The 25,705-nt window shown below is 34.1% G+C and carries 16 protein-coding genes and 8 pseudogenes; 16 read left to right on the forward strand and 8 right to left on the reverse strand.

From position 1 onward, the window contains the following. The 4 genes from clpB to AAGE00_RS02270 are packed head-to-tail and all read left to right on the forward strand — an operon-like array spanning window position 1 to window position 8,904. Window positions 1-2,562 (forward strand): ATP-dependent chaperone ClpB, encoded by a 2,562-nt coding sequence (gene clpB / locus AAGE00_RS02255; protein WP_052264804.1) that lies wholly within the window; start codon window positions 1-3, stop codon window positions 2,560-2,562. Between the two features lie 27 nt (window positions 2,563-2,589). Further along, on the forward strand, window positions 2,590-7,260 hold the full coding sequence (locus tag AAGE00_RS02260; protein ID WP_341815320.1) for an NAD-glutamate dehydrogenase: 4,671 nt from the start codon (window positions 2,590-2,592) through the stop codon (window positions 7,258-7,260). 5 nt (window positions 7,261-7,265) lie between these two features. Further along, window positions 7,266-7,556, forward strand: a complete 291-nt coding sequence (locus AAGE00_RS02265) for a twin-arginine translocase TatA/TatE family subunit (RefSeq protein ID WP_007302915.1) — start codon at window positions 7,266-7,268, stop codon at window positions 7,554-7,556. Further along, complete coding sequence (locus AAGE00_RS02270; RefSeq protein WP_007302914.1) at window positions 7,528-8,904, forward strand: PleD family two-component system response regulator; 1,377 nt, start codon at window positions 7,528-7,530, stop codon at window positions 8,902-8,904. Before AAGE00_RS02265 ends, AAGE00_RS02270 begins: the two co-directional genes overlap by 29 nt. A gap of 22 nt (window positions 8,905-8,926) precedes the next feature. On the opposite strand, the gene recO is transcribed toward AAGE00_RS02270, so the two are convergent. Then, window positions 8,927-9,655 carry a DNA repair protein RecO gene (gene recO / locus AAGE00_RS02275; protein WP_019236521.1) on the reverse strand — a complete coding sequence of 243 codons (729 nt, stop codon included), beginning with the start codon at window positions 9,653-9,655 and terminating at the stop codon, window positions 8,927-8,929. Between the two features lie 196 nt (window positions 9,656-9,851). Between recO and AAGE00_RS02280 the strand changes: the two genes are divergently transcribed. Both AAGE00_RS02280 and AAGE00_RS02285 read left to right on the forward strand, forming a co-directional pair. Further along, a complete protein-coding gene (locus AAGE00_RS02280; RefSeq protein ID WP_052265027.1) occupies window positions 9,852-10,400 on the forward strand; it encodes a hypothetical protein in 549 nt (182 codons plus the stop codon). A gap of 49 nt (window positions 10,401-10,449) precedes the next feature. Further along, window positions 10,450-10,543 (forward strand): annotated as a pseudogene (locus AAGE00_RS02285) (IS200/IS605 family transposase); the annotation flags it as partial. Window positions 10,544-10,646: 103 nt separating this feature from the next. Here the strand turns inward: AAGE00_RS02285 and AAGE00_RS02290 are convergent. Further along, a pseudogene (locus AAGE00_RS02290) lies at window positions 10,647-11,706 on the reverse strand (IS256 family transposase); the annotation flags it as partial. A gap of 87 nt (window positions 11,707-11,793) precedes the next feature. Between AAGE00_RS02290 and AAGE00_RS02295 the strand changes: the two are divergent. Both AAGE00_RS02295 and tnpA (AAGE00_RS02300) read left to right on the forward strand, forming a co-directional pair. Next, window positions 11,794-12,494: pseudogene (locus AAGE00_RS02295) on the forward strand (IS6 family transposase). 391 nt (window positions 12,495-12,885) lie between these two features. Continuing rightward, window positions 12,886-13,304 (forward strand): annotated as a pseudogene (gene tnpA, locus AAGE00_RS02300) (IS200/IS605 family transposase). 16 nt (window positions 13,305-13,320) lie between these two features. Here tnpA (AAGE00_RS02300) and AAGE00_RS02305 read toward each other — a convergent pair. Continuing rightward, window positions 13,321-13,467 (reverse strand): hypothetical protein, encoded by a 147-nt coding sequence (locus AAGE00_RS02305; RefSeq protein WP_007302910.1) that lies wholly within the window; start codon window positions 13,465-13,467, stop codon window positions 13,321-13,323. Window positions 13,468-13,692: 225 nt separating this feature from the next. Between AAGE00_RS02305 and secA the strand changes: the two genes are divergently transcribed. From secA to AAGE00_RS02325, 4 genes and pseudogenes are all read left to right on the forward strand, one after another. After that, complete coding sequence (gene secA, locus AAGE00_RS02310) at window positions 13,693-16,344, forward strand: preprotein translocase subunit SecA (RefSeq protein WP_012481813.1); 2,652 nt, start codon at window positions 13,693-13,695, stop codon at window positions 16,342-16,344. Window positions 16,345-16,564: 220 nt separating this feature from the next. Further along, window positions 16,565-16,873, forward strand: a complete 309-nt coding sequence (locus AAGE00_RS02315) for a transposase DNA-binding-containing protein (RefSeq protein WP_213863742.1) — start codon at window positions 16,565-16,567, stop codon at window positions 16,871-16,873. 15 nt (window positions 16,874-16,888) lie between these two features. Next, a pseudogene (tnpA, locus tag AAGE00_RS02320) lies at window positions 16,889-17,307 on the forward strand (IS200/IS605 family transposase). A gap of 130 nt (window positions 17,308-17,437) precedes the next feature. Next, window positions 17,438-17,977, forward strand: a pseudogene (locus AAGE00_RS02325) (phage terminase large subunit family protein); the annotation flags it as partial. A 58-nt stretch (window positions 17,978-18,035) separates the two neighbouring features. Here AAGE00_RS02325 and AAGE00_RS02330 read toward each other — a convergent pair. Then, window positions 18,036-18,736, reverse strand: a pseudogene (locus AAGE00_RS02330) (IS6 family transposase). 576 nt (window positions 18,737-19,312) lie between these two features. Next, window positions 19,313-19,690 (reverse strand): ferredoxin family protein, encoded by a 378-nt coding sequence (locus tag AAGE00_RS02335; protein ID WP_007302780.1) that lies wholly within the window; start codon window positions 19,688-19,690, stop codon window positions 19,313-19,315. Between the two features lie 61 nt (window positions 19,691-19,751). Between AAGE00_RS02335 and dprA the strand changes: the two genes are divergently transcribed. The 4 genes and pseudogenes from dprA to AAGE00_RS02355 all read left to right on the forward strand — a co-directional run bounded on the left by dprA (window position 19,752) and on the right by AAGE00_RS02355 (window position 22,896). Further along, window positions 19,752-20,837 (forward strand): DNA-processing protein DprA, encoded by a 1,086-nt coding sequence (gene dprA / locus AAGE00_RS02340; RefSeq protein ID WP_007302781.1) that lies wholly within the window; start codon window positions 19,752-19,754, stop codon window positions 20,835-20,837. Window positions 20,838-21,102: 265 nt separating this feature from the next. Further along, on the forward strand, window positions 21,103-21,243 hold the full coding sequence (locus AAGE00_RS02345) for a hypothetical protein (protein ID WP_341815321.1): 141 nt from the start codon (window positions 21,103-21,105) through the stop codon (window positions 21,241-21,243). A gap of 662 nt (window positions 21,244-21,905) precedes the next feature. Further along, the gene (locus AAGE00_RS02350) at window positions 21,906-22,127 is read left to right on the forward strand and encodes a transposase (RefSeq protein WP_341815322.1); all 222 of its coding nucleotides are present in this window, start codon (window positions 21,906-21,908) and stop codon (window positions 22,125-22,127) included. Window positions 22,128-22,195: 68 nt separating this feature from the next. After that, window positions 22,196-22,896: pseudogene (locus tag AAGE00_RS02355) on the forward strand (IS6 family transposase). Here AAGE00_RS02355 and AAGE00_RS02360 read toward each other — a convergent pair. The 3 genes from AAGE00_RS02360 to AAGE00_RS02370 form a co-directional block, all read right to left on the reverse strand. Further along, window positions 22,891-23,022: a hypothetical protein gene (locus tag AAGE00_RS02360; protein WP_255521124.1), complete on the reverse strand. Its 132-nt coding sequence runs from the start codon at window positions 23,020-23,022 to the stop codon at window positions 22,891-22,893. The pseudogene AAGE00_RS02355 and the gene AAGE00_RS02360 overlap by 6 nt on opposite strands. Before the next feature lie 453 nt (window positions 23,023-23,475). Further along, window positions 23,476-24,435, reverse strand: coding sequence for an IS5 family transposase (locus AAGE00_RS02365; RefSeq protein ID WP_341815149.1), 960 nt, complete (start codon window positions 24,433-24,435; stop codon window positions 23,476-23,478). A gap of 221 nt (window positions 24,436-24,656) precedes the next feature. Then, entirely contained in the window at window positions 24,657-25,616 is a 960-nt protein-coding gene (locus AAGE00_RS02370; protein WP_341815149.1) for an IS5 family transposase, read from the reverse strand. Window positions 25,617-25,705: the final 89 nt, after the last annotated feature.

Consider the following 25,705-nt stretch of genomic DNA (forward strand, 5'->3'; position numbering starts at 1 on the left):
ATGGACTTGAATAAATTTACCGAAAAAGCAAAAAGCCTAATCCAGAGCGCTCAAATGAAAGCATTGGGAGCTGGGCATCAGATTTTTATGCCTGAACATTTACTTAAAGTAATGCTTGAAGATGAGTCAGGTTTAGTTCAGGATTTGATAGGCACCTGTGATGGAAATGTTCAGAATATTTCTGATGCTGTGAGTAGTACAATTAAAAAGTTTCCAGTGGTTGGAGGACCAGGTAGTGTTGGACTTCAGCTTTCAAGAGAGGTAGCAAAAGTTTTTGATGATTCAATTGGTATTGCGAGGAGAAATAAAGACACATTTGTTACTGTTGAGCGGTTGTTGCAGGGCCTTGCTGCACAAAAAGATGAAATTGTAGGTAAAATTTTAGCAGAAGGTGGTGTAACACCGCAAAAATTAAATTCAGTTATTGCAGAAATGAGAAAAGGTGGCAGTGCAGACTCTCCAAATAGCGAGGAAAAATTAAATGCGGCAAAGAGGTATACAAAAGATATTACAGAGCTTGCTATGCAAGGTAAGCTTGATCCTGTAATTGGTCGTGATGAGGAAATCAGAAGAACTATGCAGGTATCGTTGAGGCGAACAAAAAATAATCCAGTACTGATAGGTGAACCTGGTGTTGGAAAAACTGCAATAGTTGAAGGTTTAGCAAACAGAATTGTTGCAAATGATGTACCACTTGGTTTGCGTGATGCAAAAGTTTTAGCTTTGGATCTTGGTGCATTAATTGCTGGAACAAAATTTAGAGGGGAGTTTGAAGAGAGACTAAAAGCAGTGATTAATGAGATTTTAAAAGCAGAGGGCAAAGTTATTTTGTTTATAGATGAGCTTCATACTTTAGTGGGAGCAGGAGCGACAAGTGGTGCGATGGATGCTTCAAATTTGCTCAAGCCTGCTCTTGCGCGTGGAGAAATTCGCTGTATAGGGGCTACAACTTTGGATGAGTATCGTCAACATATAGAGAAAGACCCTGCGCTTGCAAGGCGTTTTCAGCCTGTGTTTATTTCTCAACCGACTGAGACTGATACTATTTCAATACTGAGGGGTTTGAAGGAGAGGTATGAGGTGCACCATGGTATTAGAATCACAGATGGTGCAATAATCGCTGCTGCAACGCTTTCTAATAGATATATAACAGATAGGTTTTTACCTGATAAAGCGATCGATTTAATTGATGAAGCAGCAAGTAGGGTTAGAATTGAAATGGACAGCAAGCCTGAGGTTGTTGATGAGCTTGAAAGAAAGATTATACAGCTGAAAATTGAGTCAGAGGCTTTGAAAAAAGAAAGTGATGAAAACTCTAAGCAACGTTTAAAAAAGATAAATGAGGAAATTGAGAGTCTAAACAGTAAATTTGCTGACTTAAGCAGTAAATGGCAGATGGAAAAGAATAAAATAGCTAAAATACAAGAAACTGCTGAAAAATTGGATAATGCGAGGAAAGAGCTAGAATTGGCTCAGCGGAATGGAAATTTAGGAAGGGCAGGGGAATTGATGTATGGTGTGATTCCTCAACTTGAAAATGAGTTAAAAAATCAGGAAAAAGTTACTGATAGTTTCCTAAAGAAAGAAGTTACTGAGAGTGATATTGCAAATATTGTTTCAAAATGGACAGGCATTCCAGTTGATAACATGATGCATAGTGAAAAGGAAAAGCTCCTTAACATGGAAAATGAAATAGGAAAAAGAGTAATAGGGCAGAGAGATGCAATTGAAGCGATAAGTAATGCAGTAAGGCGCTCCCGTTCTGGTGTTCAGGATACTAATCGACCTTTTGGTTCATTTTTATTCTTAGGTCCAACCGGAGTTGGAAAAACAGAGTTAGCAAAATCTCTTGCCGAATTTTTGTTTGATGATCAATCAGCACTTCTACGCTTTGATATGTCAGAGTATATGGAAAAACACTCCGTTTCAAAGTTAATTGGTGCGCCTCCAGGATATGTTGGTTATGAACAAGGTGGCAGATTAACCGAAGCAGTAAGGAGAAGACCATATCAGGTAATTTTGTTTGATGAGATAGAAAAGGCAAATCCAGATATATTTAATATACTACTGCAGATTTTGGATGAAGGTAGACTAACCGATAGCCATGGCAAATTAATTGATTTTCGTAATACCATACTAATTTTAACTTCTAACCTTGGAGCTGAGATGATGCTAAGAGGAGCTACCGAATCTGTGAAAGATGAGGTGATGAAAATAGTTAAGTCAGCGTTTCGTCCAGAATTTTTAAATAGACTGGATGAAATTATTATATTCCACAGCTTAACCAAAGATGACATTGATAAAATTATAGATGTTCAATTCTCTTATTTACAAAAGATGCTTGCTAAGCGTAAACTGAGTATTAGTTTATCGCAAGAAGCTAAAGAACTAATAGCACAAACTGGATATGACCCTGAATATGGAGCGCGGCCTCTGAAAAGGGTAATACAAGAATGCATTCAAAATAATCTAGCTAAGTTAGTTTTATCTGGGGAAATAGTAGAAGGAGATGAGCTAATAGTGTATACTTCTGGTAACGAAATCTTAGTTAAAAAGATCTAGACACGCTGTGTATTTTTGTTTTGAAAAATGTGTATAAATCATAATGTTAATGTTGAGTCTTTATTTAAGCTAGTTGATCAAGGGAATAAAAAAGAGAAAGAAAAAATTAAAGAGTTTATACAGTACTTTTATAATTTTGTTTATAATAGTGACCTAAAAGTCAACGATAAATTTCTTTTATACATTGCAGAAGATGCATACAACTTCATTCTTAAAAAAGAAAAAGAAGAAAGTAAATTGGCAGTAAGTAATGTAAATGATATTTCAGGAATAGAAGGCAATTTCACTATAATTAAAATCACAAATTATGACATGCCCTTTTTAGTGGATTCTGTCATTTCCACTATTAAGTCAAACGGTTTAACTATATGCTATTATAGTAACAGCATAATTAATGTTCAAAGAAAAAATAGCCTAATAGATAAAATTCATCTTTTAGAAGAAAGTAATGGAATCAAAGAGTCAGTAATATATGTAATTATTAAAGGCATAAGCGGTAGCTTTGTTGATACACTAGAAGAATCTCTACGAAAGACGCTAAAAGCAGTTAACTGCGTTGTAAAGGACTGGCAATTGATGCTCAAGAAGCTTCTTGAGCATCCGGCATTGGATGCTGGAGGCAGAGATTTTCTAGCTTGGTTGAAAAATAACAATTTTGTATTTTTAGGTTATCAAGAATACATTACTAATAAAGAAGGGAAGCTTGCTCTAAGTGGTAAGGAGAGCCTCGGGTTAATGAGAGCAAGTGAAGAGTACCAAAATTCATCAATTTTTTCTGAAAGCTTGAATTCTTTATACATACTAAGATCAGACCTAATCTCAATAATTCATCGGCGTACCTATATGAATTGTATAGGAGTGAAAGAATTTAATGATCAGGGTGATGTAATAAGGGAACAGCATTTTTTTGGGCTATTTACTTCTATAGCAGAAGTGCAAGATATTCGAACTATTCCGGTAATAAAGGATAAGGTTACAACAATAGAAAAAAAGGCAGGATTTGTTCCTGGTGGCCATAACAATAAAGCTTTAATTTCCATTTTACAGGCATTTTCTTGTGACGAATTATTCCAATCAAATGAAGACGAGTTATTTGAAATTTGCACCTCGATCATGTCTCTTGCGATTAGACCAAGAGTCAAATTATTTTTGAGAAAGGTAGGGAACTTTATTAGTTGCATAGTATTGATACCGATGCGTTATGCTAGTGCAAGACTAATGTTTAAGATACGCGATATATTGAAAGATGAAACGAATGCAGAAAGTTCAGATATTTATAACAATCACATTATCAATGAATATGATTTGATGAAATTACACGTGGTGCTAAGAACCAAAAGCGCTAGCATTTTTGATGATGAAGTTTTGCGTATCGAAAACAAGTTAAGAAACATTACAGAAAAGTGGGAAGATCGTTTTATAGACAATTTATATAATACTTTTAGCACTGTTGAGGATATATTTATCCGCTATTGCAAGGCATTTCCGATAAGTTATCAAGAGAATTTTGAACCTCATGATGCGTATTATGATATGAAAAAATTGGAGATAGTGAGAAAGAAAAAAGTCAGCGAAGTTGATTTGAGGCTTACTCGTGACAATCTCAACTATCAATTGAAGGTTTACACTCCAAGCAACGGAGGCCTTGAATTGTCAAAGATATTAAAGGTTACTAAGAATTTAGGGGCTAAGATTCTATCTCATAATGGTTATTATATAGAAATCGACGGTGGAATATGGATACATCATTTTGTGTTGTCAAGAGTTGATGAATTAATAGACAACATTACTTTAAAAGAGCAGTTTGAGGTAACACTTGTAAAAGTGTTCAGCAAGGAAATAAAAAATGACTATTTTAACAGCTTGATCATTATTGCTGGGCTCGAGTGGAAGGAAGTGCTTCTGATTAGAGCGCTAAGCGCCTACCTAAAGCAGACATCATTTAGCTATAACCCAGAATATATCCAGAAAGTAGTATCAGAGTATCCAAAAGTAGTAAGGTATTTAGTAGAATTATTTCATTCAAGATTTGATACTAAAATAGATATTGATAGGGCAGAAACTACTAGCATTTTGATAGAAAAAATTGAAGAACTACTAAAAGAGATCAGCAACGTTTCACATGATTACGTTTTGCGTTCGATATTTAACTTGATAATGGCAATTTTGAGAACCAGTTATTATCAAGATGATAAGCCATACTTATCTATCAAATTTGATTCAAGTAAAATAAATGGTTTACCTGACCCGCGCCCATACCGTGAATTGTATGTTTATTCAAACCTTTTTGAGGGAATACATCTAAGAGGAGGGAAGTTGGCTCGTGGTGGTTTGAGATGGTCGGATAGAACGGAAGATTTTCGCACTGAAGTTTTGGGACTCATGAAAGCCCAGATGACAAAAAATGCGGTCATTGTACCTGTTGGCGCAAAGGGTGGGTTTGTAATAAAGCAAGTTTATAAAGACAAAAACATTTTAAGGGAGAAAGGTGTTGAATGCTATAAGAATTTCATCAGAGGAATGCTTGATATTACTGATAATGTAGTTGATGGCAAAATAACTCCACCAGAAAATGTGATTAGGTATGACGAAGATGATCCATATTTGGTAGTTGCAGCAGATAAAGGCACTGCTTCATTTTCTGATTATGCAAACGAAATATCCTCTGAATGTAACTTTTGGCTCGAAGATGCATTTGCATCTGGTGGATCAGCAGGTTATGACCACAAAAAGATGGGTATTACAGCAAGAGGTGCATGGATTGCAGCACAACGCCATTTTTGGAGAATGAATAAGGATATTTACCAGGATACAACTGTTATTGGAATTGGAGATATGGCTGGCGATCTATTTGGGAACGGCATGCTGCTTTCAAGAAATATGAGTTTAATTGGAGCATTTAATCATATGCATATTTTTGTTGATCCAAATCCTGATGCGGAAAAGAGTTTCGTGGAGCGTAAACGGCTCTTTGAATTACCGTTTTCCACTTGGATGGATTACAATAGAGATTTGATTTCTCATGGTGGCGGGGTATTTGAACGTAGTAGCAAACAAGTAGAAATTTCTCAAGAAATGAAAAAGTGCTTTGATATAACGGAAGATACATTATCTCCAAATGATTTGATTCGATATTTGCTCAAGGCAAAAGTGGATTTCATATGGAATGGAGGAATTGGCACCTTTGTTAAGGCAAAAAGTGAAAGCCATGGCATGGTTGGCGATAAAGCAAATGATGAATTAAGAGTAAACGGTCATGATATTGGAGCTTCTATGTTTATAGAGGGTGGCAACCTTGGTTGCACGCAGCTTGGAAGGGTAGAATACGCTAAAATAGGTGGGTATATCAATGCAGATTTTATTGATAATTCAGCAGGAGTAATATGTTCTGATCTTGAAGTTAACATCAAGATTGCTTTTGTTGCAATTATGAAAGAAGGGGGAATTTCCTTGGAAAAAAGGAATGAAATACTGGCTAGCATGATAGATGAAGTTGCATCTAAGGTACTTGAAAACCATAACAGGATTGAAACAAAAGCATTGCTTCTTGAGTGCTTGCAAGCTAAAGAAAAGTTGGAGCAGCACCATAAATTATTACTCAGTTTAGAGAAATTTGGGCTGCTAAACCGAGATGTAGAATTTCTTCCAGCTGAAGAAGAGGTAGCAAGAATGTTAACTGATGGAGAAGGTTTCTGTTCTCCTCAGCTTTCTGTTCTGATGTCTTATGCAAGAACAGCAATAAAAAATGAAGTTATACACTCTGAGCTACCTGAAAAAGATTTTTTGTGCCGTGATTACTTACTAAATTACTTTCCACAAAGGATGGTAACAGAGTTCAAGGATTCCATATTGAAACACCAACTTTGTAGGGAAATTATTTCTACTTGCATTACAAACGATGTAGTAAATAGGATGGGCTGTATATTTATTAATAATTTGGTTGAGAGTACTGGAATTAAAGTACATGAAGCAGTTAACATATATATCGTTGTTAATCACCTATATAATTTAAGTAGCCTTTGGCAGAAAATTGATGAATTGGATGGAAAAATTGATGTTGATTCATATTTGCAAGTAGTGAGAAGTGTGCAAAAATTTATTGGTAGGGTATCATTTTGGTTAGTAAAAAATCTTGGTAAGCTTAATCTTGTAGAACTAGATGGTGTTACAAAATTTAGGGGTGCAATTGAAACTTTAGGCCATGATATTTTAGATGATCGCCTGTTAAAGATCTATAATCATGGATTAACCTCTTTGGTAGAGCTTAACATAAATAAAGATCTAGCAAAAAAGGTTGCTGATTTACGTATTCTTATTTATGCGCTGGACGTTATATCTATTGCTGAACAGACATCTTTATCAATCTTTGAAGCTGGTAGAATATACTTTAAATTAAAGTCGCTGCTAAGGTTTGATATGATTAGAACAATTGCTGTCAAGATTAAAAGCCATTCTTCTTATTGGGATCGCAGCTTAATTAATGATTTATTAGATGATTTAAGCAATTATCATCATAAGCTAGCTGTTAAAGTTATAAAAGCTACTGATAATCATATAGATAAGGTTCAAACTTGGGCTCTTAATGATAAGGATTATATAGAGCGTTACAATAGCTTTTTAGATGAGATGGTTGCTTCTAAACTTGATTTAAGTAAATTAATACTCATAATCAGGAGAATTAAAGTACTTGCTTCATAGGAAAAATGTTTAATATAGGTCTTTCAGAAATTTTAGTTGTAGCTTTAGTGAGTATAATTGTTTTTGATAAAAGTAAAGTACCTGTATTTCTTAATCTTATTAAAAATATATATAGGTATTTCTGGGTTGTAAAATCAAGAGTTAGGAAATTGTTGAAGGATACCGGAATTAAAGAATTATATGAAGGGCATAACGTTGAAAAAGTCAATTACATAATTGGTGAAGATGGCAAGCTTTATCCTACTTACAATGTAGATAGTACAAAAAATGACAGCAAAAATCCTAGTAGTAGATGATATACCATCTAATGTTAAGCTTTTGGAGGCTCAGCTAAAAGCAGAGTACTATACAGTTATTGTAGCTTATGATGGCGAGGAGGCGATAGATTTAGTAGCGGAACAGCAGCCAGATATTATCTTACTTGATGTCATGATGCCAAAAATGAGTGGTTTTGAGGTTTGTAAGAAGCTAAAGAATGATCCCTTAACGACTTATATTCCAATCATTATGGTAACTGCGCTGCATGACACTCATGATAGAGTGGAAGGAATTAATGCTGGTGCGGATGACTTTCTAACTAAGCCGATAGATGAAACTGCTTTATCTGCAAGAATTAAGTCTCTTGTGCGCTTAAAGATGATAATAGATGAGTTGTGCTTGAGAGGAGAAACTAATGCTGAGATTGGTGGAGTAGCAGAAAGCAGTATTATGGATTATTCTAATCAGATTTTTGATGCTAACATACTTGTTGTAGATGAGGACACCTTTCAAGCAGAGCAGATACACAATGTTCTAAAGCAACGCTTCAGATCAATTAAAATACTGCACGATCCAAAAGAAGCATTAAAGGTTGGTATTAAGGATAATTACGACCTGATTATTTCTGACATGCAGTTTTCAAAAACTGACGGCCTACGGTTGTGTTCTAAGTTTCGTAGTAAAGTAGAAACACGTTATACACCAATTCTGATCCTTTCTGAAGATTATGATAAAAGCAATTTAGTAAAGGCACTTGATGTAGGTGCTAATGATTATTTAACAGTACCTTTAGATGAGAGTGAATTAATAGCTAGGGTTAATTTGCAAGTGAAACGCAAAAGGTATCAAGATGCCTTGAGAATGAATTTATTTAATAATGTAGAAATGTCTATAAAGGATCCATTAACTAACTGTTATAATAGAAGATATTTTGATGCACACTTAAGAAATATTGTTAAGGATTCTGTGGAAAAAGATAGAAGTTTATCTCTTATGATACTTGATATAGATTATTTTAAGATGGTGAATGATAACTTTGGGCATAATGCTGGAGATGAACTTTTAAAGGAAATACAGAAAAGAATTTCTGAAAATATCAGAGTGACAGATTTATTAGCTAGGTTTGGTGGTGAGGAATTTGTTGTTGTAATGCCAGATACCAATGTATCAGATGCGTATACTATTGCAGAGAGAATAAGGAAAATTATTGCCAAAGAACCTTTTATACTTGTGGGTAAAAATACAACCCATAATGTAACTGTGAGCATTGGAATTTCAGCAATGCAAAGATCTGACCTTGATGATGTTAAAAAATTTATAGTACGTGCTGACAAATATTTATATAAAGCAAAAAACAGTGGTAGAAATAGAGTGGTTACTGGTTGAAGTTCTTTCAAATAAGTAGTAACTAAGATTCAAATGATAGCATAAAATTTCTCAACTCCGGAAATTTCGCATTTAACTGCAGAAATAGATATTTATTTAAAAAATACCCTGTAATTTTTAACCCTAGTCTGAATTCTTGATATGAGTAGCTATTTTGTAGGTTGTTATTGTATACATCATGCAACATCTGTGGAAAAGGTAGTAATTTATCTGCATAACAGTCACCTACTTTTTTTGACACTGCTCTACCAGTTTTTGGAGAAATAAATTGTAGATTTTCTTTCACACCTGTTACAGCACATTTTGATAGGTCTAACTTAAATCCAAGTTGCGTAAGAAGCAGAAGCTCTAAGTTAAGGTAATGACTTTGCCAAAACTGGCTATTATGTTTTATTACATCGATGAAGTGTCTCAAATTATCATATAACTTGATGCAGGATTCACTTTCTGGAAGCACTTTTTCTAATATAGACGAGAAAGAAACAATAGCAATGCTTTTTAACCTATCTTGAAAGAAATGATGAAATGGAGATTCAATCAATTCGCACTTTAAAAAACCTAGATTTTCAGGTAGCTTAGCACTCCATTCTGCATGTAATAGATTACTTATTTGAAACTTATAATTGCTATTGTTTGTTAACCTAGTTAATCCTCTGCACTTTCCATGATTTTTTGTAAATAGAGAAAGAATTAAATTTTTATCACCGTATTTTTTAACAGCTATAATAACACCTTCATCTTTCCATCTCATTCAGAGTATATTGACCATATGATATTATAGAGATAATAAAATTAGTGTAGCAAATTTGAGTTTAAGTCAACTGAAATATATTGACTTTATGTGCAATATTAGCTTTAAACCAGTAAAACAAGCTGCTTAACATATGCGCCCTCTCTATTTTAATTATACTCTTCTTTTGTTTCTATGTTGTTTTTTGCTTTTTTCAATGAAAGCCCAAACGGATGATTCGTCAGTTATTCCTATACCACAAAGAAAAAAAGAATTAGTTGAGTTAGTACAACCGAGGCAAATTATTGAAATACAGGAAATTGATGAGGGTATTCCAATTCCCAAAAGAAAAAAGGGTGTAGAAAGAAAACTAAGAGAAGACATCAAAGAGGTGAAAAATGAAATAAGAGATAAGAAAAATATTGAGAACAAAGATGATGAATTGGCTGTAACAGAAATTATTAATTCTATAAGGGATAAACTGACAGAGTGTTGGAGCATTCCTGAGAGCATAGTTTATAAAGAAAATTTTAGTATAAAAATTAACTTATTATTATCCAGTAAAGGCGAGATCGTTGTAGCCAACGTAGCAGATAGTAGTTCTTATCAAAATAATCCTCTTTTTAGATCAGCAGCAGATAATGCAATGCGTGCAGTATATAAATGTAGCCCGTTAATTGGCTTACCTGCTGAGCAGCATCACATTTGGCGCGAAGTCACGTTAGATTTTATTGTCCCAAATTTAGGAGAAAAACACTGGACTTAAAGTCCATCCTTTTAAGAATATAATTTTAAGGTGAAAAATCTCAAAGAATGTGGAATATTATAGAAAAAGCAGTCACTCTGTATATATATCACATAGTGTGGATAACAAAATATCGATATCCAGTATTAGTTGGAGATATTGGATGGCTTTGTTGCATGGCTACCAATGAGAAGGTGTGATGTAAGGGATTTACGAGGCAAATTCGAATAGGCGGGAATGTTCAAAAAAGTGTGTCAAGCCGCATTTTTAGTTCAACTCAATTTTCAATCTGTTGGGAAAGAAGATGTCAAGTTGAGACATAGTTAAAGCCCAATTAGGGAGAGCCATAATCCACTTTTGCTCCACTTTTTTTATAGCACAATATACCAACTTATACAAGGCATTTGTACTGGTAAATGAGCCCTTGGTTTTAATGAATTTCCTGATTCGTCTATGCAACCCCTCAATTGGATTGGTGGTATAAATTAGCCTTCTAACAGGGCCAGAATACTTAAAATAACCAGACAAATTTTCCCAATTGTTTTGCCACGATTTTATGACCAAAGGATATTTTTCACCCCATTTTTCTTCCAGCTCAAGCAAATAATTTTCAGCGATTTCTTTACTTGAAGCACGATATATTTTTTTCAAATCATTCATGAAAATTTTCACATCTTTGCTGGATACATATTTCAATGAATTTCTTATCTGATGCACTATACATATTTGTACTTCTGCTTTGGGAAATACACTATTTATAGCCGCAGGAAAACTTTTTAGACCATCAACACATGCAATCAGAATATCCTCTACCCCTCTCTCTTTTAGGTCATTTAACACTCCTAACCAGAACTTCACTTTCGGCTAAATAAAAGCCTAGTACTTCTTTTCTGCCATTTTGATCTATGCCTAATATATTATACATGCATTTACTTACGCAATGCCCGTCCTCCTTGACTTTGAAAAACATGCCATCCATGAATACTATTGGATATACAGATTGCAGTGGACGACTGCGCCATTCATTGATTAACGGCAGTAATTTGTCGGTAATACTTGATATCTCTGCTGCAGATATTTTGTGATCATAAATTTCCTCAACGTGTGACGCTATATCTCTATAGCTCATACCACTGGCAAATGTGCTCAAAATCTTCGTTTCAAGCTCTGGATGTAAGCTTGTTTGCCTTTTTTTCACTATTTGTGGTTCAAAACTTCCTTCTCTGTCTCTTGGTGTCAATAGTTCAAATGAACCTGCGCTTGTCTTCAAAGTCTTGCCATTCCTCCCGTTTCTACGATTGTTTTCTTCACTTCCAGCAGATAAATGGGTTCTGTCGCATCTATAAATCCTGGTATGTAACATTTGTAGGAAAGTAGAAAAGAAGTGATATGATCATCTAAAAAAAAAGCAAAGATGTTTCGTATTAGTTCAAAATTATTGCCATATTTCAAAGGATTTAGCTTTTCAGCAGAGATAATAATGTTATCTGTATATATGAAATGTAGATTCTCTTTGAGCTATCGAGATTTGGAAGAAATGCTGAGTATAAGGGGAGCAAAAATTGATCATGCTACGTTACAAAGGTGGGTTATCAGATTTGTGCCACTGATAGATGAAGCGGTAAGGAAAAGGAAGAAGCAGGTTGGCAGTAGCTGGAGAATGGACGAGACCTACGTTAAATTAAACGGCAAATGGGTTTATCTATACAGAGCACTATTGGTAATACTGTAGACTTTCTGTTGTGTGCTCGTAGAGACAAGTCTGCGGCACTTGCGTTCTTTCGTAAAGCCTTTAGAGAGAATAACCTTCCTGAGAAAGTAGTAATTGATAAAAGCGGCAGTAATACTGCTGCTCTTGATGATTTGAATACAGAAATTTCTGAAGATTGTAGAATCATGGTTTTTCAAATAAAATATCTAAATAATATTGTCGAACAAGATCATAGATTTATCAAAAAACGAATAAAGCCAATGCTTGGTTTTAAGAGCTTCCACTCCGCAAAGATTACCATTACCGGCATAGAAAATATTCGTATGATTCAAAAAAGACAAATTATCGGGGCTAATGATAATGTTTCTACTTTTGAGAATTTTGCTATGCTAATTGCTCTATAACTCCCATAATCCCAGTTTAACGATCTTCTTGTACCACAATTTATAGATGCGACAGAACCCTTCATCAGTGGTTCATTTTCATTCGCCTCTCTATTTCGTACATGACACGTATTTGTGCCTTTATCCATAACTCTCACTACCTTGACTCTTTATCAAAGCAGCTTATGGTTGTTTAAAGCCTGCTCTTGCAAGCCGACTGTGAGGGACCTTTCCCTCATCTATTGTGCAGCTTAAGCACTTAGTTTGCTCATTTCTGATCTTTCTTTGTGTCTCTACGGCACACCCCATCCTTGGCAAACTAATTTTATTGTCCCAAATTTGGGAGAAAAACCCTGGACTTGAAGTCCATCCTTTTAAGAATATAATTTTAAGGTGAAAAATCTGAAAGAATGTGGAATATTATAGAAAAAGCAGTCACTCTGTATATATATCACATAGTGTGGATAACAAAATATCGATATCCAGTACTAGTTGGAGATATTGGACAGAAAGCTAAAGAAGTTGTACAAGAAGTATGTGCAAATAATCAAGTAGAAATTATCAGAGGTAGAGTTGCGTCAAGTCATGTACACGTATACGTTTCTGTACCCCCATACTTAAGTATTAGTAAGTTAGTGCAGTTAATAAAAGGAAAAAGTTCCAGAAAAATCCAGCAAAACTTTCCAGAGCTAAAAAAGAGATATTGGGTTGTGGGCAGTAGGCTAGTTTGTCAGGACTAGCGGAAATGTAACTGACGAAATGATAAAAAATTATATTGAAAATCACTCTAAAAAAGAAGATAAATTTGGTGACTTTCAAGTCGAAAGTTAGCATTCTATGCTCTCTCTCAATCTTTGGATTTTAATCCATAGTGGTTGAATGAAGAATCTTTAAACCCTTTTGTACCAAATTTTAATGAAGCAAAAAATTCTTCTAATTCTTCAAAAGGACAACTATTTTTCTCTAATTTTACTTTTATAATATTGCTTAACATTGTAACTCCACTAACCGTTTTATACATGTAGCTTAAGACTATTTTAATAATTTATCAAGAAAGTTTAATTATTAATTATAATATTTAATAAAATAAATAGACTCTTTTACATTTCATCTGCAAGAATCTTTTCCTTAGTTTGTAAATAAAGATTTTCTGAATCTAATTGCCGCAGGTTACGTTTAGTAATATAATCTCATATTAAATAAAACTTTACCTAAGTTTATGCCAGACTCTACGTTAGTTTTAACAACTATTCTTATATTCTTCATCTTTACGTTGTCACTTTTTTTTATAAAAAGGATATTTGGATCAACGAACAAGAAGATAATAAAATCCTTCAGAAAAATTGCTCAGCAGATTAATGCGCTAGAGCAAGAAATGCAGAGCTTATCTGATGAGGATCTTGCTAGTAAAACTGCGGAATTAAAACAAGAACTGAAAAATGGAAAAACACTAAATGACCTTCTCGTACCTGCATTTGCGGTTGTACGAGAAGCATCACGAAGATTCCTTAACATGAGGCATTTCGACGTTCAGCTAATTGGTGGCATGGTTCTCCATAATGGCATGATATCAGAAATGAAAACAGGAGAAGGAAAGACACTCGTCGCAACTTTAGCTGCATATCTAAATTCTTTAGAAGGAAAAGGTGTGCACATCGTAACTGTTAACGACTATCTTGCAAAACGAGATACAGAGTGGATGAGTAAATTATATAATTCTCTTGGAGTTTCTGTTGCATTTATTACAAATAATTTGACAGACGACGAGAGAAAAAAGGCTTATAGCGCAGATATCGTATACTCAACAAATAATGAACTTGCCTTTGATTATCTACGAGATAATATGAAATTTTCTCAAGAAGATATGGTTCAGAGAGGCTTCAATTACGCGATAGTAGACGAAGTAGACTCTATACTGATTGATGAAGCGCGTACTCCGCTCATTATTTCTGGCCCACTTGAGGAAAATAATCAGATATATAAGCATATCAATAAAATAGTAATCAAATTAGTTGATTCTGACTATGAAGTCGATGAAAAGAGTAGAGCAGTGTTCCTCACTGAAAATGGCATTTCACGAGTGGAGGAATTACTAAAATCGTATAACATCATTCCTGAAAATTCCTCGCTCTATGATACTAGCAATATTATACTGACTCATTATATAGATCAAGCACTTCGTGCACATAAGCTGTTTACTGCTGATAAAGATTATATAGTGAAAAACGGTAAGGTGGTAATTATTGATGAGTTTACTGGGCGCATGATGGAAGGTAGGAGATATTCTGATGGTCTTCACCAGGCATTGGAGGCAAAGGAGAATCTTGAAATTCAGCATGAAAGTCAAACTTTAGCATCAGTCACATTTCAGAACTACTTTCGTATGTACAACAAACTTTCTGGTATGACAGGAACAGCAGTAACAGAGGCAGAGGAGTTTCATGATATATATAGATTAAATGTAGTAAAAATTCCAACTAATGTGTCTGTTAAAAGAATAGATGTTGACGATGAAATTTATGGCACAGAAAAAGAAAAATTTAGTGCTGTATTGAAGTTCATAGAAGAATGCCACAAACGCCTACAACCAATCCTTGTTGGTACGGTAAGTATTGAAAACTCTGAAAAACTTTCTGCGCTTTTGCAAAGCTATTCTCTTAAGCATTCAGTACTAAATGCTCGTTATCATGAACAAGAAGCGTACATAATAGCGCAAGCTGGAATACCAGGCAGCATTACTATAGCAACAAACATGGCAGGACGTGGAACTGATATTCAGCTTGGTGGAAATGTTGAAATGATTGCAAAAATAGAGCTCGAGAAAATAAAAAATGCTGATGAAAGAGAAAAAAAATATCAAGAAATAGTCGAAAGAGTAAAAAAAGATAAGGAAATTGCTATAAAAGCTGGTGGCTTATGTGTTATCGGAACCGAAAGGCATGAAAGCAGGAGAATAGATGATCAACTGCGTGGCCGTTCTGGTCGTCAGGGTGACCCTGGACTTTCTAAGTTCTTTCTATCACTTGAAGATGATTTAATGAGAATATTTGGCTCTGATAGAATGAGGAATTTTTTACAAAAAGTGGGACTAAAGAACAATGAAGCTATTCATCACCCATGGATTAATAAAGCACTTGAGAAAGCACAGAAGAAAGTTGAAGTTAGAAATTATGATGTGCGGAAGTCTTTGCTAAAGTTTGATGATGTAATTAACAATCAACGTAAGGTTATTTTTAAGCAGAGAAATCATATTTTAAACAATGAAATCAATGATTTAGTTGAAGTATATAGTGAAGTAAATGAGGATATAATAGAAGGTATAGTACAAAGTGGTTATTACGAAGATTATGTTGAAGATATTGCAAAAGAATTCCACATAAGATACGGGATAACGCTTAATCTAGCAGAGTTTTTGAATAAACAAGAAGCCTTGGATTATATAAATGACAAAATACAAGAATTTTTTACTGAGAAAGAAAAATATTTCAATAGTCAACAAACTACAGATTTGTGGAATACGATAGTGAAACAAGTGATGATCATGACACTTGATCATTTATGGAGGGAGCACCTTTCGGTCTTAGAGAGCCTAAGACAAAGCATAAATTTGCGTGCCATGGGGCAAAAAGACCCACTGAATGAATTTAAACGCGAAGCTTTCTTAATGTTTGAGTCGATGCTTGAAAAGTGGAGGGAGCTTACCATTCACCGCCTAGCGCACTTTAAGTTGCTAGACAATCAAGAAATAGGCAATAGGTCACGCTCTACTAAAAATAGCAGACTTCCAAAAGTTTCAAGAAATGACAAGTGCCCTTGTAACTCTGGAAAAAAATACAAACACTGTCACGGTGCAGTTGCCGTAGTGAATTAGTTGTTGCAAGCACATTATAGCTGCTATAGCTAACCGAAGTCAGATCTGCTCGAGCACTCTGAAAGACAAAATCAATAGCCGAATTAATATTGGGCCAAAAGGTTTGTAGAGACTTTCTTATGGCGTGCTTGATCAGAACTTCTCAATCGGATTCAAATCTCACTTTTACCCACAAATAAAAAAGTGAGTAAAATGGATACCAAATAAATTTGGGATTAAAATGAGTGAAGTAAGTACAAATGTGCAATATACTGATGGCTTAGGGGATAAATGGCTGGAAAGAGAGTTAAAACACGTTAATTTAGGAGATACAAGACTTCATAAGAGACTTATTAAAACAGGCTATTGTATAGAGGGTAAGGTGTCTGGATCAATTAATCAAAGCTGTAGTGGATGGAAAGAAGCTAAGGGTGCATACAGATTATTTAGCAATGAAAAGCTTAAGGATAAGGATAATTTATTGTCCCAAATTTGGGAGAAAAACCCTGGACTTGAAGTCCATCCTTTTAAGAATATAATTTTAAGGTGAAAAATCTGAAAGAATGTGGAATATTATAGAAAAAGCAGTCACTCTGTATATATATCACATAGTGTGGATAACAAAATATCGATATCCAGTACTAGTTGGAGATATTGGACAGAAAGCTAAAGAAGTTGTACAAGAAGTATGTGCAAATAATCAAGTAGAAATTATCAGAGGTAGAGTTGCGTCAAGTCATGTACACGTATACGTTTCTGTACCCCCATACTTAAGTATTAGTAAGTTAGTGCAGTTAATAAAAGGAAAAAGTTCCAGAAAAATCCAGCAAAACTTTCCAGAGCTAAAAAAGAGATATTGGGTTGTGGGCAGTAGGCTAGTTTGTCAGGACTAGCGGAAATGTAACTGACGAAATGATAAAAAATTATATTGAAAATCACTCTAAAAAAGAAGATAAATTTGGTGACTTTCAAGTCGAAAGTTAGCATTCTATGCTCTCTCTCAATCTTTGGATTTTAATCCATAGTGGTTGAATGAACTCGAAAGTGAGAAAACAAGTAGTCCTAATTTAAGTGATGTTGAAGTATCATCTAATGATGGTGAAGAGCTAGCAATATGATATACGCCACATCATTTTCTGAAGGTTTAAAACCAGATCCAGAGCTTAAAGTATCAGAGTGGGCGAATGAGTATCGAGTTCTAGCACCAACTGCAGCATCAGAGCCAGGAAAATGGAGAACGGAAAGAACTCCTTATTTAAAAGAAATTATGGATTCACTATCTCCTTCTTCACCAACTGAAAAAATAGTATTCATGAAAGGAGCGCAGATTGGAGGAACAGAAGCTGGTAACAATTGGATAGGCTATATCATAGATCAGACACCAGGTCCAATGCTGGTAGTACAGCCAACAGTTGAAATGGGAAAGCGTTGGTCAAAAGGAAGATTTGCGCCGTTAATAGAGAGTACACCATGTTTAAAAAGTAAAGTAAAAGACCCAAGGTCAAGAGATTCAGGCAATACTGTGCAAAGTAAGGAATTTCCAGGTGGAATAGTAGTAATAACTGGAGCAAACAGCAGTGTAGGCCTCCGATCTATGCCAGTAAAATACCTCTTTCTTGATGAGATAGATGCCTATCCAGGAGATTCGGGAGGGGTTCTGTCGCATCTATAAATTGTGGTACAAGAAGATCGTTAAACTGGGATTATGGGAGTTATAGAGCAATTAGCATAGCAAAATTCTCAAAAGTAGAAACATTATCATTAGCCCCGATAATTTGTCTTTTTTGAATCATACGAATATTTTCTATGCCGGTAATGGTAATCTTTGCGGAGTGGAAGCTCTTAAAACCAAGCATTGGCTTTATTCGTTTTTTGATAAATCTATGATCTTGTTCGACAATATTATTTAGATATTTTATTTGAAAAACCATGATTCTACAATCTTCAGAAATTTCTGTATTCAAATCATCAAGAGCAGCAGTATTACTGCCGCTTTTATCAATTACTACTTTCTCAGGAAGGTTATTCTCTCTAAAGGCTTTACGAAAGAACGCAAGTGCCGCAGACTTGTCTCTACGAGCACACAACAGAAAGTCTACAGTATTACCAATAGTGCTCTGTATAGATAAACCCATTTGCCGTTTAATTTAACGTAGGTCTCGTCCATTCTCCAGCTACTGCCAACCTGCTTCTTCCTTTTCCTTACCGCTTCATCTATCAGTGGCACAAATCTGATAACCCACCTTTGTAACGTAGCATGATCAATTTTTGCTCCCCTTATACTCAGCATTTCTTCCAAATCTCGATAGCTCAAAGAGAATCTACATTTCATATATACAGATAACATTATTATCTCTGCTGAAAAGCTAAATCCTTTGAAATATGGCAATAATTTTGAACTAATACGAAACATCTTTGCTTTTTTTTTAGATGATCATATCACTTCTTTTCTACTTTCCTACAAATGTTACATACCAGGATTTATAGATGCGACAGAACCGGTTTTTTTACTGAAAGATACATTAGCGTTTGCCGTAAGTTTTACCAAAGTTCATGAGTAATTGTACAATATTTTCCTGAAATTTTCAATAAAGTAAACTTATCTGGAAAGTAATTATGCTGATATAAATATTACAATTTTATTAACACATAAATGCTACCGTGGCGTTAGTTTTTTAATTTAGGAGTATATTATGGTTATACCTACACAAAACTCGAATTCATTAACGTTTCAGGCACGTAACCTATCTCATATTTGCCACAAAAACTGTGAAGAGGCGTTCAATGAAACAGACAAACCTCTATGCAAGGCTAGATGTGACGTTTTCTTTCCAGTGCCTGAACCTCGTTCACAAATTAGTGAGAAATTAATAGATATTGCAAACAATCTCCGTTTTGAGAGTGCACAATTATCGTCTATGGCAGATGAAATAGACGCTTACAATTCAATGTCTATTTAATCAAAAAAATGTAAGTCTATTTTTGTACTCTATGACCCTAAATTTTCATCAAAATAAGCTGTCTTATCCTTTTTTTCTTTATACTCTTCTGCTGTATCTAGGGATTGCTTTTTAGCTGTAATGTTTGGCCATTTTTGCGAATATTCTACGTTTATATTGTAAAATGATTTAAAGATTTTTTGTTCATTATTCAGTAAGCCTTCATCTAGCTCTAGAATATCTTTTATGGAATCATCAGTTACAATTGCATCTACTGGACATTCAGGTATACACACTCCACAATCAATACACTCATCTGGGTTAATCACGAGCATATTTTTACCTTCATAAAAGCAGTCAACTGGACATACTTCCACACAGTCTGTATATTTACATTTTATGCATTTATCTGTAACAAAATGCGTCATAAAACACTGTATATTTACATTATCTTGGGTACACTAAATTGATAAGAAATTCAAGCCTTTTATGAAGATAAATAAATTAAATAACGAAGAATTAGAAATATGGCTAAGCTTGGCTAGAACTGTGGGACCAGTAAAGTTCTTTAGTATACTTAGAGCATGTGGGTCGCTATATGAAGTGCTTAAATATCTTAATAAGTTGACTAACAAGGATTATGGAATTCAAAATGCACGAGAAGAAATTAAGAATGCAGAAAAAATTGGAGCTAAAATAACACCAGCATGTGATCCAGATTACCCTGACATTTTAAGGAATATCTCTGGTTTTCCTCCTGTAATAACTACACTTGGTGATGTATCATTATTAAGTCGTGAGATAATTGCAATAATCGGTGGACGTAATTCTTCAATGAATGGAAGAAATTTTGCCAATAAGTTGGCACTCGATTTAAGCCAAGCTGGTTTCATCATAATTTCTGGGCTTGCAAGAGGGATTGATACTGCAGCAAACAGTGTAATATACAAAAATTACCCCACTATTGCTGTTACAGCAAGCGGAATTGACGTAGTATACCCAAGAGAAAATTTTGATCTATACAAAAAAATTACTGAAAATGGCGGATTAGTAATGACTGAGCTTCCATTTGCTACTAAACCAAAACCTCAGTATTTTCCTCAAAGGAATCGAATTATATCTGGTCTATCGCTGGGTGTTGTAGTGATTGAAGCATCGAAACGTTCTGGCTCTCTAATAACAGCAGATTTTGCTTTAAATCAAGGGAGAGAGGTATTTGCAGTTTCTGGTTTCCCTCTAGATTCACGCTGTAGTGGTAGTAATTATTTAATTAAAAACGGTGCTAAGCTTATCGAATCCGCTGATGACATAATAGAGAGTATTAGGTTTAGTTTACCTCCGCAGCAAAAAAACCTATTTAATGTTGAGCACTATGCTGTTAACCAAAAACAAGAAAAATTGCAACAGGCAAAATATGTTATAGTTGATCATATTAACTCTGTACCTGTTGATATAGATGAACTTATATTAGCAAGCGGACTTTCTGCCAACATAGCTCTAATGGCTCTTTTAGAACTAGAGTTGGAAAACAAAATAGAGCGTTCTCCGGGGAATAAAATATCATTAATTTTCTAGATTGCTTTAGTTATAAGTCCACAACCGTACAAACATTATGGTTTGAGTCCACCAAGAAAGATGTCATTCCAGCGTGTGACGCTGGCTTTCCGTAATCTCACTAAAAACGTTGTATTTTTACATAACTTTTATACTTACTAACTTAATATATAATCAGAATTCCTAGATTCCAGACTCATGCATCAATAGACCTGCTGCAAAAGGTAATGATAAAATGATGGGAGAGAGGTAGAAGAGGAATAAGCAGATAGAGTAAGGTAAAAAAATGAGCTTTAGTTACTACAATATAAAGAAACACCCAAGAAATTTTCGTAATATAACAGACTTAACTGTAGAAGAATTTGAAAAGTTGATAGAAAAAGTGGGGAACGTTCAAAAAAGTGTGTCAAGCCGAAAAGAAAAGTAATAAATTGATATAAAAAATGAAGGTTTGAAATGAGTCAAGCAAATAGAACTACCGGATTAGTAGACTATAAAGAACTAGAATCAAATATTTTATCATCTATAGCTAACCCAAGAAAGGTTTAGCTATATGGCAAAATTGGTTATAATGGTATAATAAGTAATGAGAAAGAAGAAGATGCCAAGTCCATATAGTGAGGATCTGAAAGAACGTGTTTTCAAAGTAGTCGATAAAAAAACAATGACGATAAAAAAATCAGTCAAATATTCAAAGTGAGCATAAAAACAATATATTTGTGGAGGAAAAGGAAAGAAGAAACAGAAACCATCTTCAGGCTATCACAAAGGATATGGCCATAAGATTAAAGATATGGATAGATTTATCAAATTTCTGGATGGATATTAGAATTGAAAAGATAATTGAAGAATTTTGTAATATGTGTAGAAGCACAGTATATAACTACCTTAGCAAAGTAAACTATACATATAAAAAAACTTTTCTTTATCGAGAAAGAGAAACGCAAAGAGTTCATAAAAAAAGTAGAAGAAAGAAAACTTGATATACATAGATGAGTCTGGAATAGAGGACAATGAATTTTATGAATATGGGTAGTCTCAAAGAGTCAAGAGGTTATTTGCCCAGGGTTTAAAAGAAAGAGGGTAAGCATGATTGGAGCACTGAATGAAGGAAAAGTTAAAGCACCATGGATAATTGATGGCTACTGCAACAGCGAGATTTTTGATGCTTATGTAGAAAATGTACTTGTTCCTGTATTTAAACCTGGACAGACTATTGTTCTCGACAATGCGAGCTTTTATAAATCTGCAAGGACGAAAAATTTGATAGAAAAAGGGAATGTTCAAAAAAGGGTTCTGTCGCATCTATAAATCCTGGTATGTAACATTTGTAGGAAAGTAGAAAAGAAGTGATATGATCATCTAAAAAAAAAGCAAAGATGTTTCGTATTAGTTCAAAATTATTGCCATATTTCAAAGGATTTAGCTTTTCAGCAGAGATAATAATGTTATCTGTATATATGAAATGTAGATTCTCTTTGAGCTATCGAGATTTGGAAGAAATGCTGAGTATAAGGGGAGCAAAAATTGATCATGCTACGTTACAAAGGTGGGTTATCAGATTTGTGCCACTGATAGATGAAGCGGTAAGGAAAAGGAAGAAGCAGGTTGGCAGTAGCTGGAGAATGGACGAGACCTACGTTAAATTAAACGGCAAATGGGTTTATCTATACAGAGCACTATTGGTAATACTGTAGACTTTCTGTTGTGTGCTCGTAGAGACAAGTCTGCGGCACTTGCGTTCTTTCGTAAAGCCTTTAGAGAGAATAACCTTCCTGAGAAAGTAGTAATTGATAAAAGCGGCAGTAATACTGCTGCTCTTGATGATTTGAATACAGAAATTTCTGAAGATTGTAGAATCATGGTTTTTCAAATAAAATATCTAAATAATATTGTCGAACAAGATCATAGATTTATCAAAAAACGAATAAAGCCAATGCTTGGTTTTAAGAGCTTCCACTCCGCAAAGATTACCATTACCGGCATAGAAAATATTCGTATGATTCAAAAAAGACAAATTATCGGGGCTAATGATAATGTTTCTACTTTTGAGAATTTTGCTATGCTAATTGCTCTATAACTCCCATAATCCCAGTTTAACGATCTTCTTGTACCACAATTTATAGATGCGACAGAACCCTGTTATATCCTCATACTTTTTTATTTCTTCCTTAGTTGACTCTTGTGGCTGCATATTTGCTTCCATATAACCTCCATACTGTAAAATTAATTTACATAATGTAGTGATAAATTTAAAAGTCAAGCTACTATTTTTTATTCAGTACAATTATTTAGTAGATGACTAATCGCAGTGCTAAAGTTTTGTATACTTTTATTAGCAGGAAAAAATGCTATACACCCGAATTCTGGATTAAGGATGAAAAAAGAGCAAGAATATCAATAGCTTATAATTTAAACATTTACGATAGAAAAATTAATGGGCACCTAAATTTAAGCAGCAGGTATCTTAAAGCTACCAGTCAATTTAGTAAAATCCAAGAATTTCAGTGGCTTAGCCGTATGAGGCATGCAATAAACTGCCATTTTTAAATTTGATCGGACTTAGTTAAAAGAGTCAAGATTTTCAATAATTTACCTAAGATCTAATCCAGAATGGCTTTGTTGCATAGCACTGATAGGCATGTAAATCACAGTGAATTTACGCAGCTAATTTAAATTCAGCCATACCTATATCAGTAAATTTGTTCAATAAGTAGCACTTAATTAACAGCTCTTTTTCACGATTTACCTCTGATTTATTTTTCAAGCCAAACCCAAATATTTGCTTCAACCTATAGAAAAAGACTTCAATATAAGACCGTGCTCCATACTTAACTTTTTTCTTCCATTCATTAATACCATCTTCATAATTCTCATATGACCTAATTCTACTAATATACTTGTTTCTTTCTGATAAGTAGTCAGCTAAACAAATTTTAGTATCCTTCCTAGGGCGAATAATAGGCACAATATTGTATTTTCTGCATTCTTTATACACACTTTTTATATCATAAGCCGCATCTGCTCGAATAGAACAAATGTTATATTTATCACTGACTTCTTCTAACATATCGCAGACCGGCAAATAGTCTACAGCAACACCACTAGTGTAGTTCATGCTTATTGCTTTCTTATCATTTATGTTTAAAACAACATGTAATTTTCTTACTTGACCATAACCACTGTATTTTCTTTTTCGAATATTAAGCTTACTATGCCCACCGTTATTATTGTAGATACTAACTCTAGTGCTATCTACGGCAATTTCAACATTTTCCAGATCATCTTTATTGCTTCTATGGTCATCAATCTTCAAATTAAGCTTTTTAAATCTTCTGGAAGCTTGTGTATAGCTGATAATCTTAAGTTTTTTGCCTATTTGTACCATATAACCTTTTACAAAACCTACAGCTTGTCTCAAGCCAATTCTAAAAAGATGAACTATTATGTGTATTAAAATTACAACTTTATCACTATAAGTGTTATTGCCACCTGCAACTTTTGGACTATTTTCATACCAATTTTCTATGGCTTGATTAACAAAATGAAAAACATTTCCTCTTTTTTTGAGAAACTCGTTATATTCTCTTTGGTTACTTACTCTCATTTTTTGTGGCATAAGTTGTACTTGTTTGAAAAATGCCTATTTTACAACAAAATTCGTTAGTAGCCATATATTAAAAAGCTTTTCTTCTTACAATAACCTCAACCAACACTAGCTATGCAACAAAGCCAATAGGGAATAGGGAAATAATCGAATTAAGTCTTAATTTTGATACTAGATACAAGTCAGATTGGCTTTGTTGCATAGCACTGATAGGCATGTAAATCACAGTGAATTTACGCAGCTAATTTAAATTCAGCCATACCTATATCAGTAAATTTGTTCAATAAGTAGCACTTAATTAACAGCTCTTTTTCACGATTTACCTCTGATTTATTTTTCAAGCCAAACCCAAATATTTGCTTCAACCTATAGAAAAAGACTTCAATATAAGACCGTGCTCCATACTTAACTTTTTTCTTCCATTCATTAATACCATCTTCATAATTCTCATATGACCTAATTCTACTAATATACTTGTTTCTTTCTGATAAGTAGTCAGCTAAACAAATTTTAGTATCCTTCCTAGGGCGAATAATAGGCACAATATTGTATTTTCTGCATTCTTTATACACACTTTTTATATCATAAGCCGCATCTGCTCGAATAGAACAAATGTTATATTTATCACTGACTTCTTCTAACATATCGCAGACCGGCAAATAGTCTACAGCAACACCACTAGTGTAGTTCATGCTTATTGCTTTCTTATCATTTATGTTTAAAACAACATGTAATTTTCTTACTTGACCATAACCACTGTATTTTCTTTTTCGAATATTAAGCTTACTATGCCCACCGTTATTATTGTAGATACTAACTCTAGTGCTATCTACGGCAATTTCAACATTTTCCAGATCATCTTTATTGCTTCTATGGTCATCAATCTTCAAATTAAGCTTTTTAAATCTTCTGGAAGCTTGTGTATAGCTGATAATCTTAAGTTTTTTGCCTATTTGTACCATATAACCTTTTACAAAACCTACAGCTTGTCTCAAGCCAATTCTAAAAAGATGAACTATTATGTGTATTAAAATTACAACTTTATCACTATAAGTGTTATTGCCACCTGCAACTTTTGGACTATTTTCATACCAATTTTCTATGGCTTGATTAACAAAATGAAAAACATTTCCTCTTTTTTTGAGAAACTCGTTATATTCTCTTTGGTTACTTACTCTCATTTTTTGTGGCATAAGTTGTACTTGTTTGAAAAATGCCTATTTTACAACAAAATTCGTTAGTAGCCATATATTAAAAAGCTTTTCTTCTTACAATAACCTCA

The organism is Wolbachia endosymbiont (group B) of Aricia artaxerxes, assembly GCF_964026975.1.
Taxonomy (GTDB): Bacteria; Pseudomonadota; Alphaproteobacteria; order Rickettsiales; family Anaplasmataceae; genus Wolbachia.

Excerpts from the sequence above, each read along its gene's own strand:
- AAGE00_RS02280 (WP_052265027.1), top strand. The coding sequence starts at position 9,852 with ATGAAAGCCCAAACGGATGATTCGTCAGTTATTCCTATACCACAAAGA.
- dprA (WP_007302781.1), top strand. The coding sequence starts at position 19,752 with ATGAAGATAAATAAATTAAATAACGAAGAATTAGAAATATGGCTAAGC.
- AAGE00_RS02360 (WP_255521124.1), bottom strand. The coding sequence starts at position 23,022 with ATGGAAGCAAATATGCAGCCACAAGAGTCAACTAAGGAAGAAATAAAA.
- recO (WP_019236521.1), bottom strand. The coding sequence starts at position 9,655 with ATGAGATGGAAAGATGAAGGTGTTATTATAGCTGTTAAAAAATACGGT.
- AAGE00_RS02260 (WP_341815320.1), top strand. The coding sequence starts at position 2,590 with ATGTGTATAAATCATAATGTTAATGTTGAGTCTTTATTTAAGCTAGTT.
- AAGE00_RS02370 (WP_341815149.1), bottom strand. The coding sequence starts at position 25,616 with ATGCCACAAAAAATGAGAGTAAGTAACCAAAGAGAATATAACGAGTTT.
- AAGE00_RS02365 (WP_341815149.1), bottom strand. The coding sequence starts at position 24,435 with ATGCCACAAAAAATGAGAGTAAGTAACCAAAGAGAATATAACGAGTTT.
- AAGE00_RS02270 (WP_007302914.1), top strand. The coding sequence starts at position 7,528 with ATGACAGCAAAAATCCTAGTAGTAGATGATATACCATCTAATGTTAAG.
- secA (WP_012481813.1), top strand. The coding sequence starts at position 13,693 with ATGCCAGACTCTACGTTAGTTTTAACAACTATTCTTATATTCTTCATC.
- AAGE00_RS02350 (WP_341815322.1), top strand. The coding sequence starts at position 21,906 with ATGATTGGAGCACTGAATGAAGGAAAAGTTAAAGCACCATGGATAATT.
- AAGE00_RS02305 (WP_007302910.1), bottom strand. The coding sequence starts at position 13,467 with ATGTTAAGCAATATTATAAAAGTAAAATTAGAGAAAAATAGTTGTCCT.
- AAGE00_RS02265 (WP_007302915.1), top strand. The coding sequence starts at position 7,266 with ATGTTTAATATAGGTCTTTCAGAAATTTTAGTTGTAGCTTTAGTGAGT.
- AAGE00_RS02335 (WP_007302780.1), bottom strand. The coding sequence starts at position 19,690 with ATGACGCATTTTGTTACAGATAAATGCATAAAATGTAAATATACAGAC.
- AAGE00_RS02315 (WP_213863742.1), top strand. The coding sequence starts at position 16,565 with ATGAGTGAAGTAAGTACAAATGTGCAATATACTGATGGCTTAGGGGAT.
- AAGE00_RS02345 (WP_341815321.1), top strand. The coding sequence starts at position 21,103 with ATGAGCTTTAGTTACTACAATATAAAGAAACACCCAAGAAATTTTCGT.
- clpB (WP_052264804.1), top strand. The coding sequence starts at position 1 with ATGGACTTGAATAAATTTACCGAAAAAGCAAAAAGCCTAATCCAGAGC.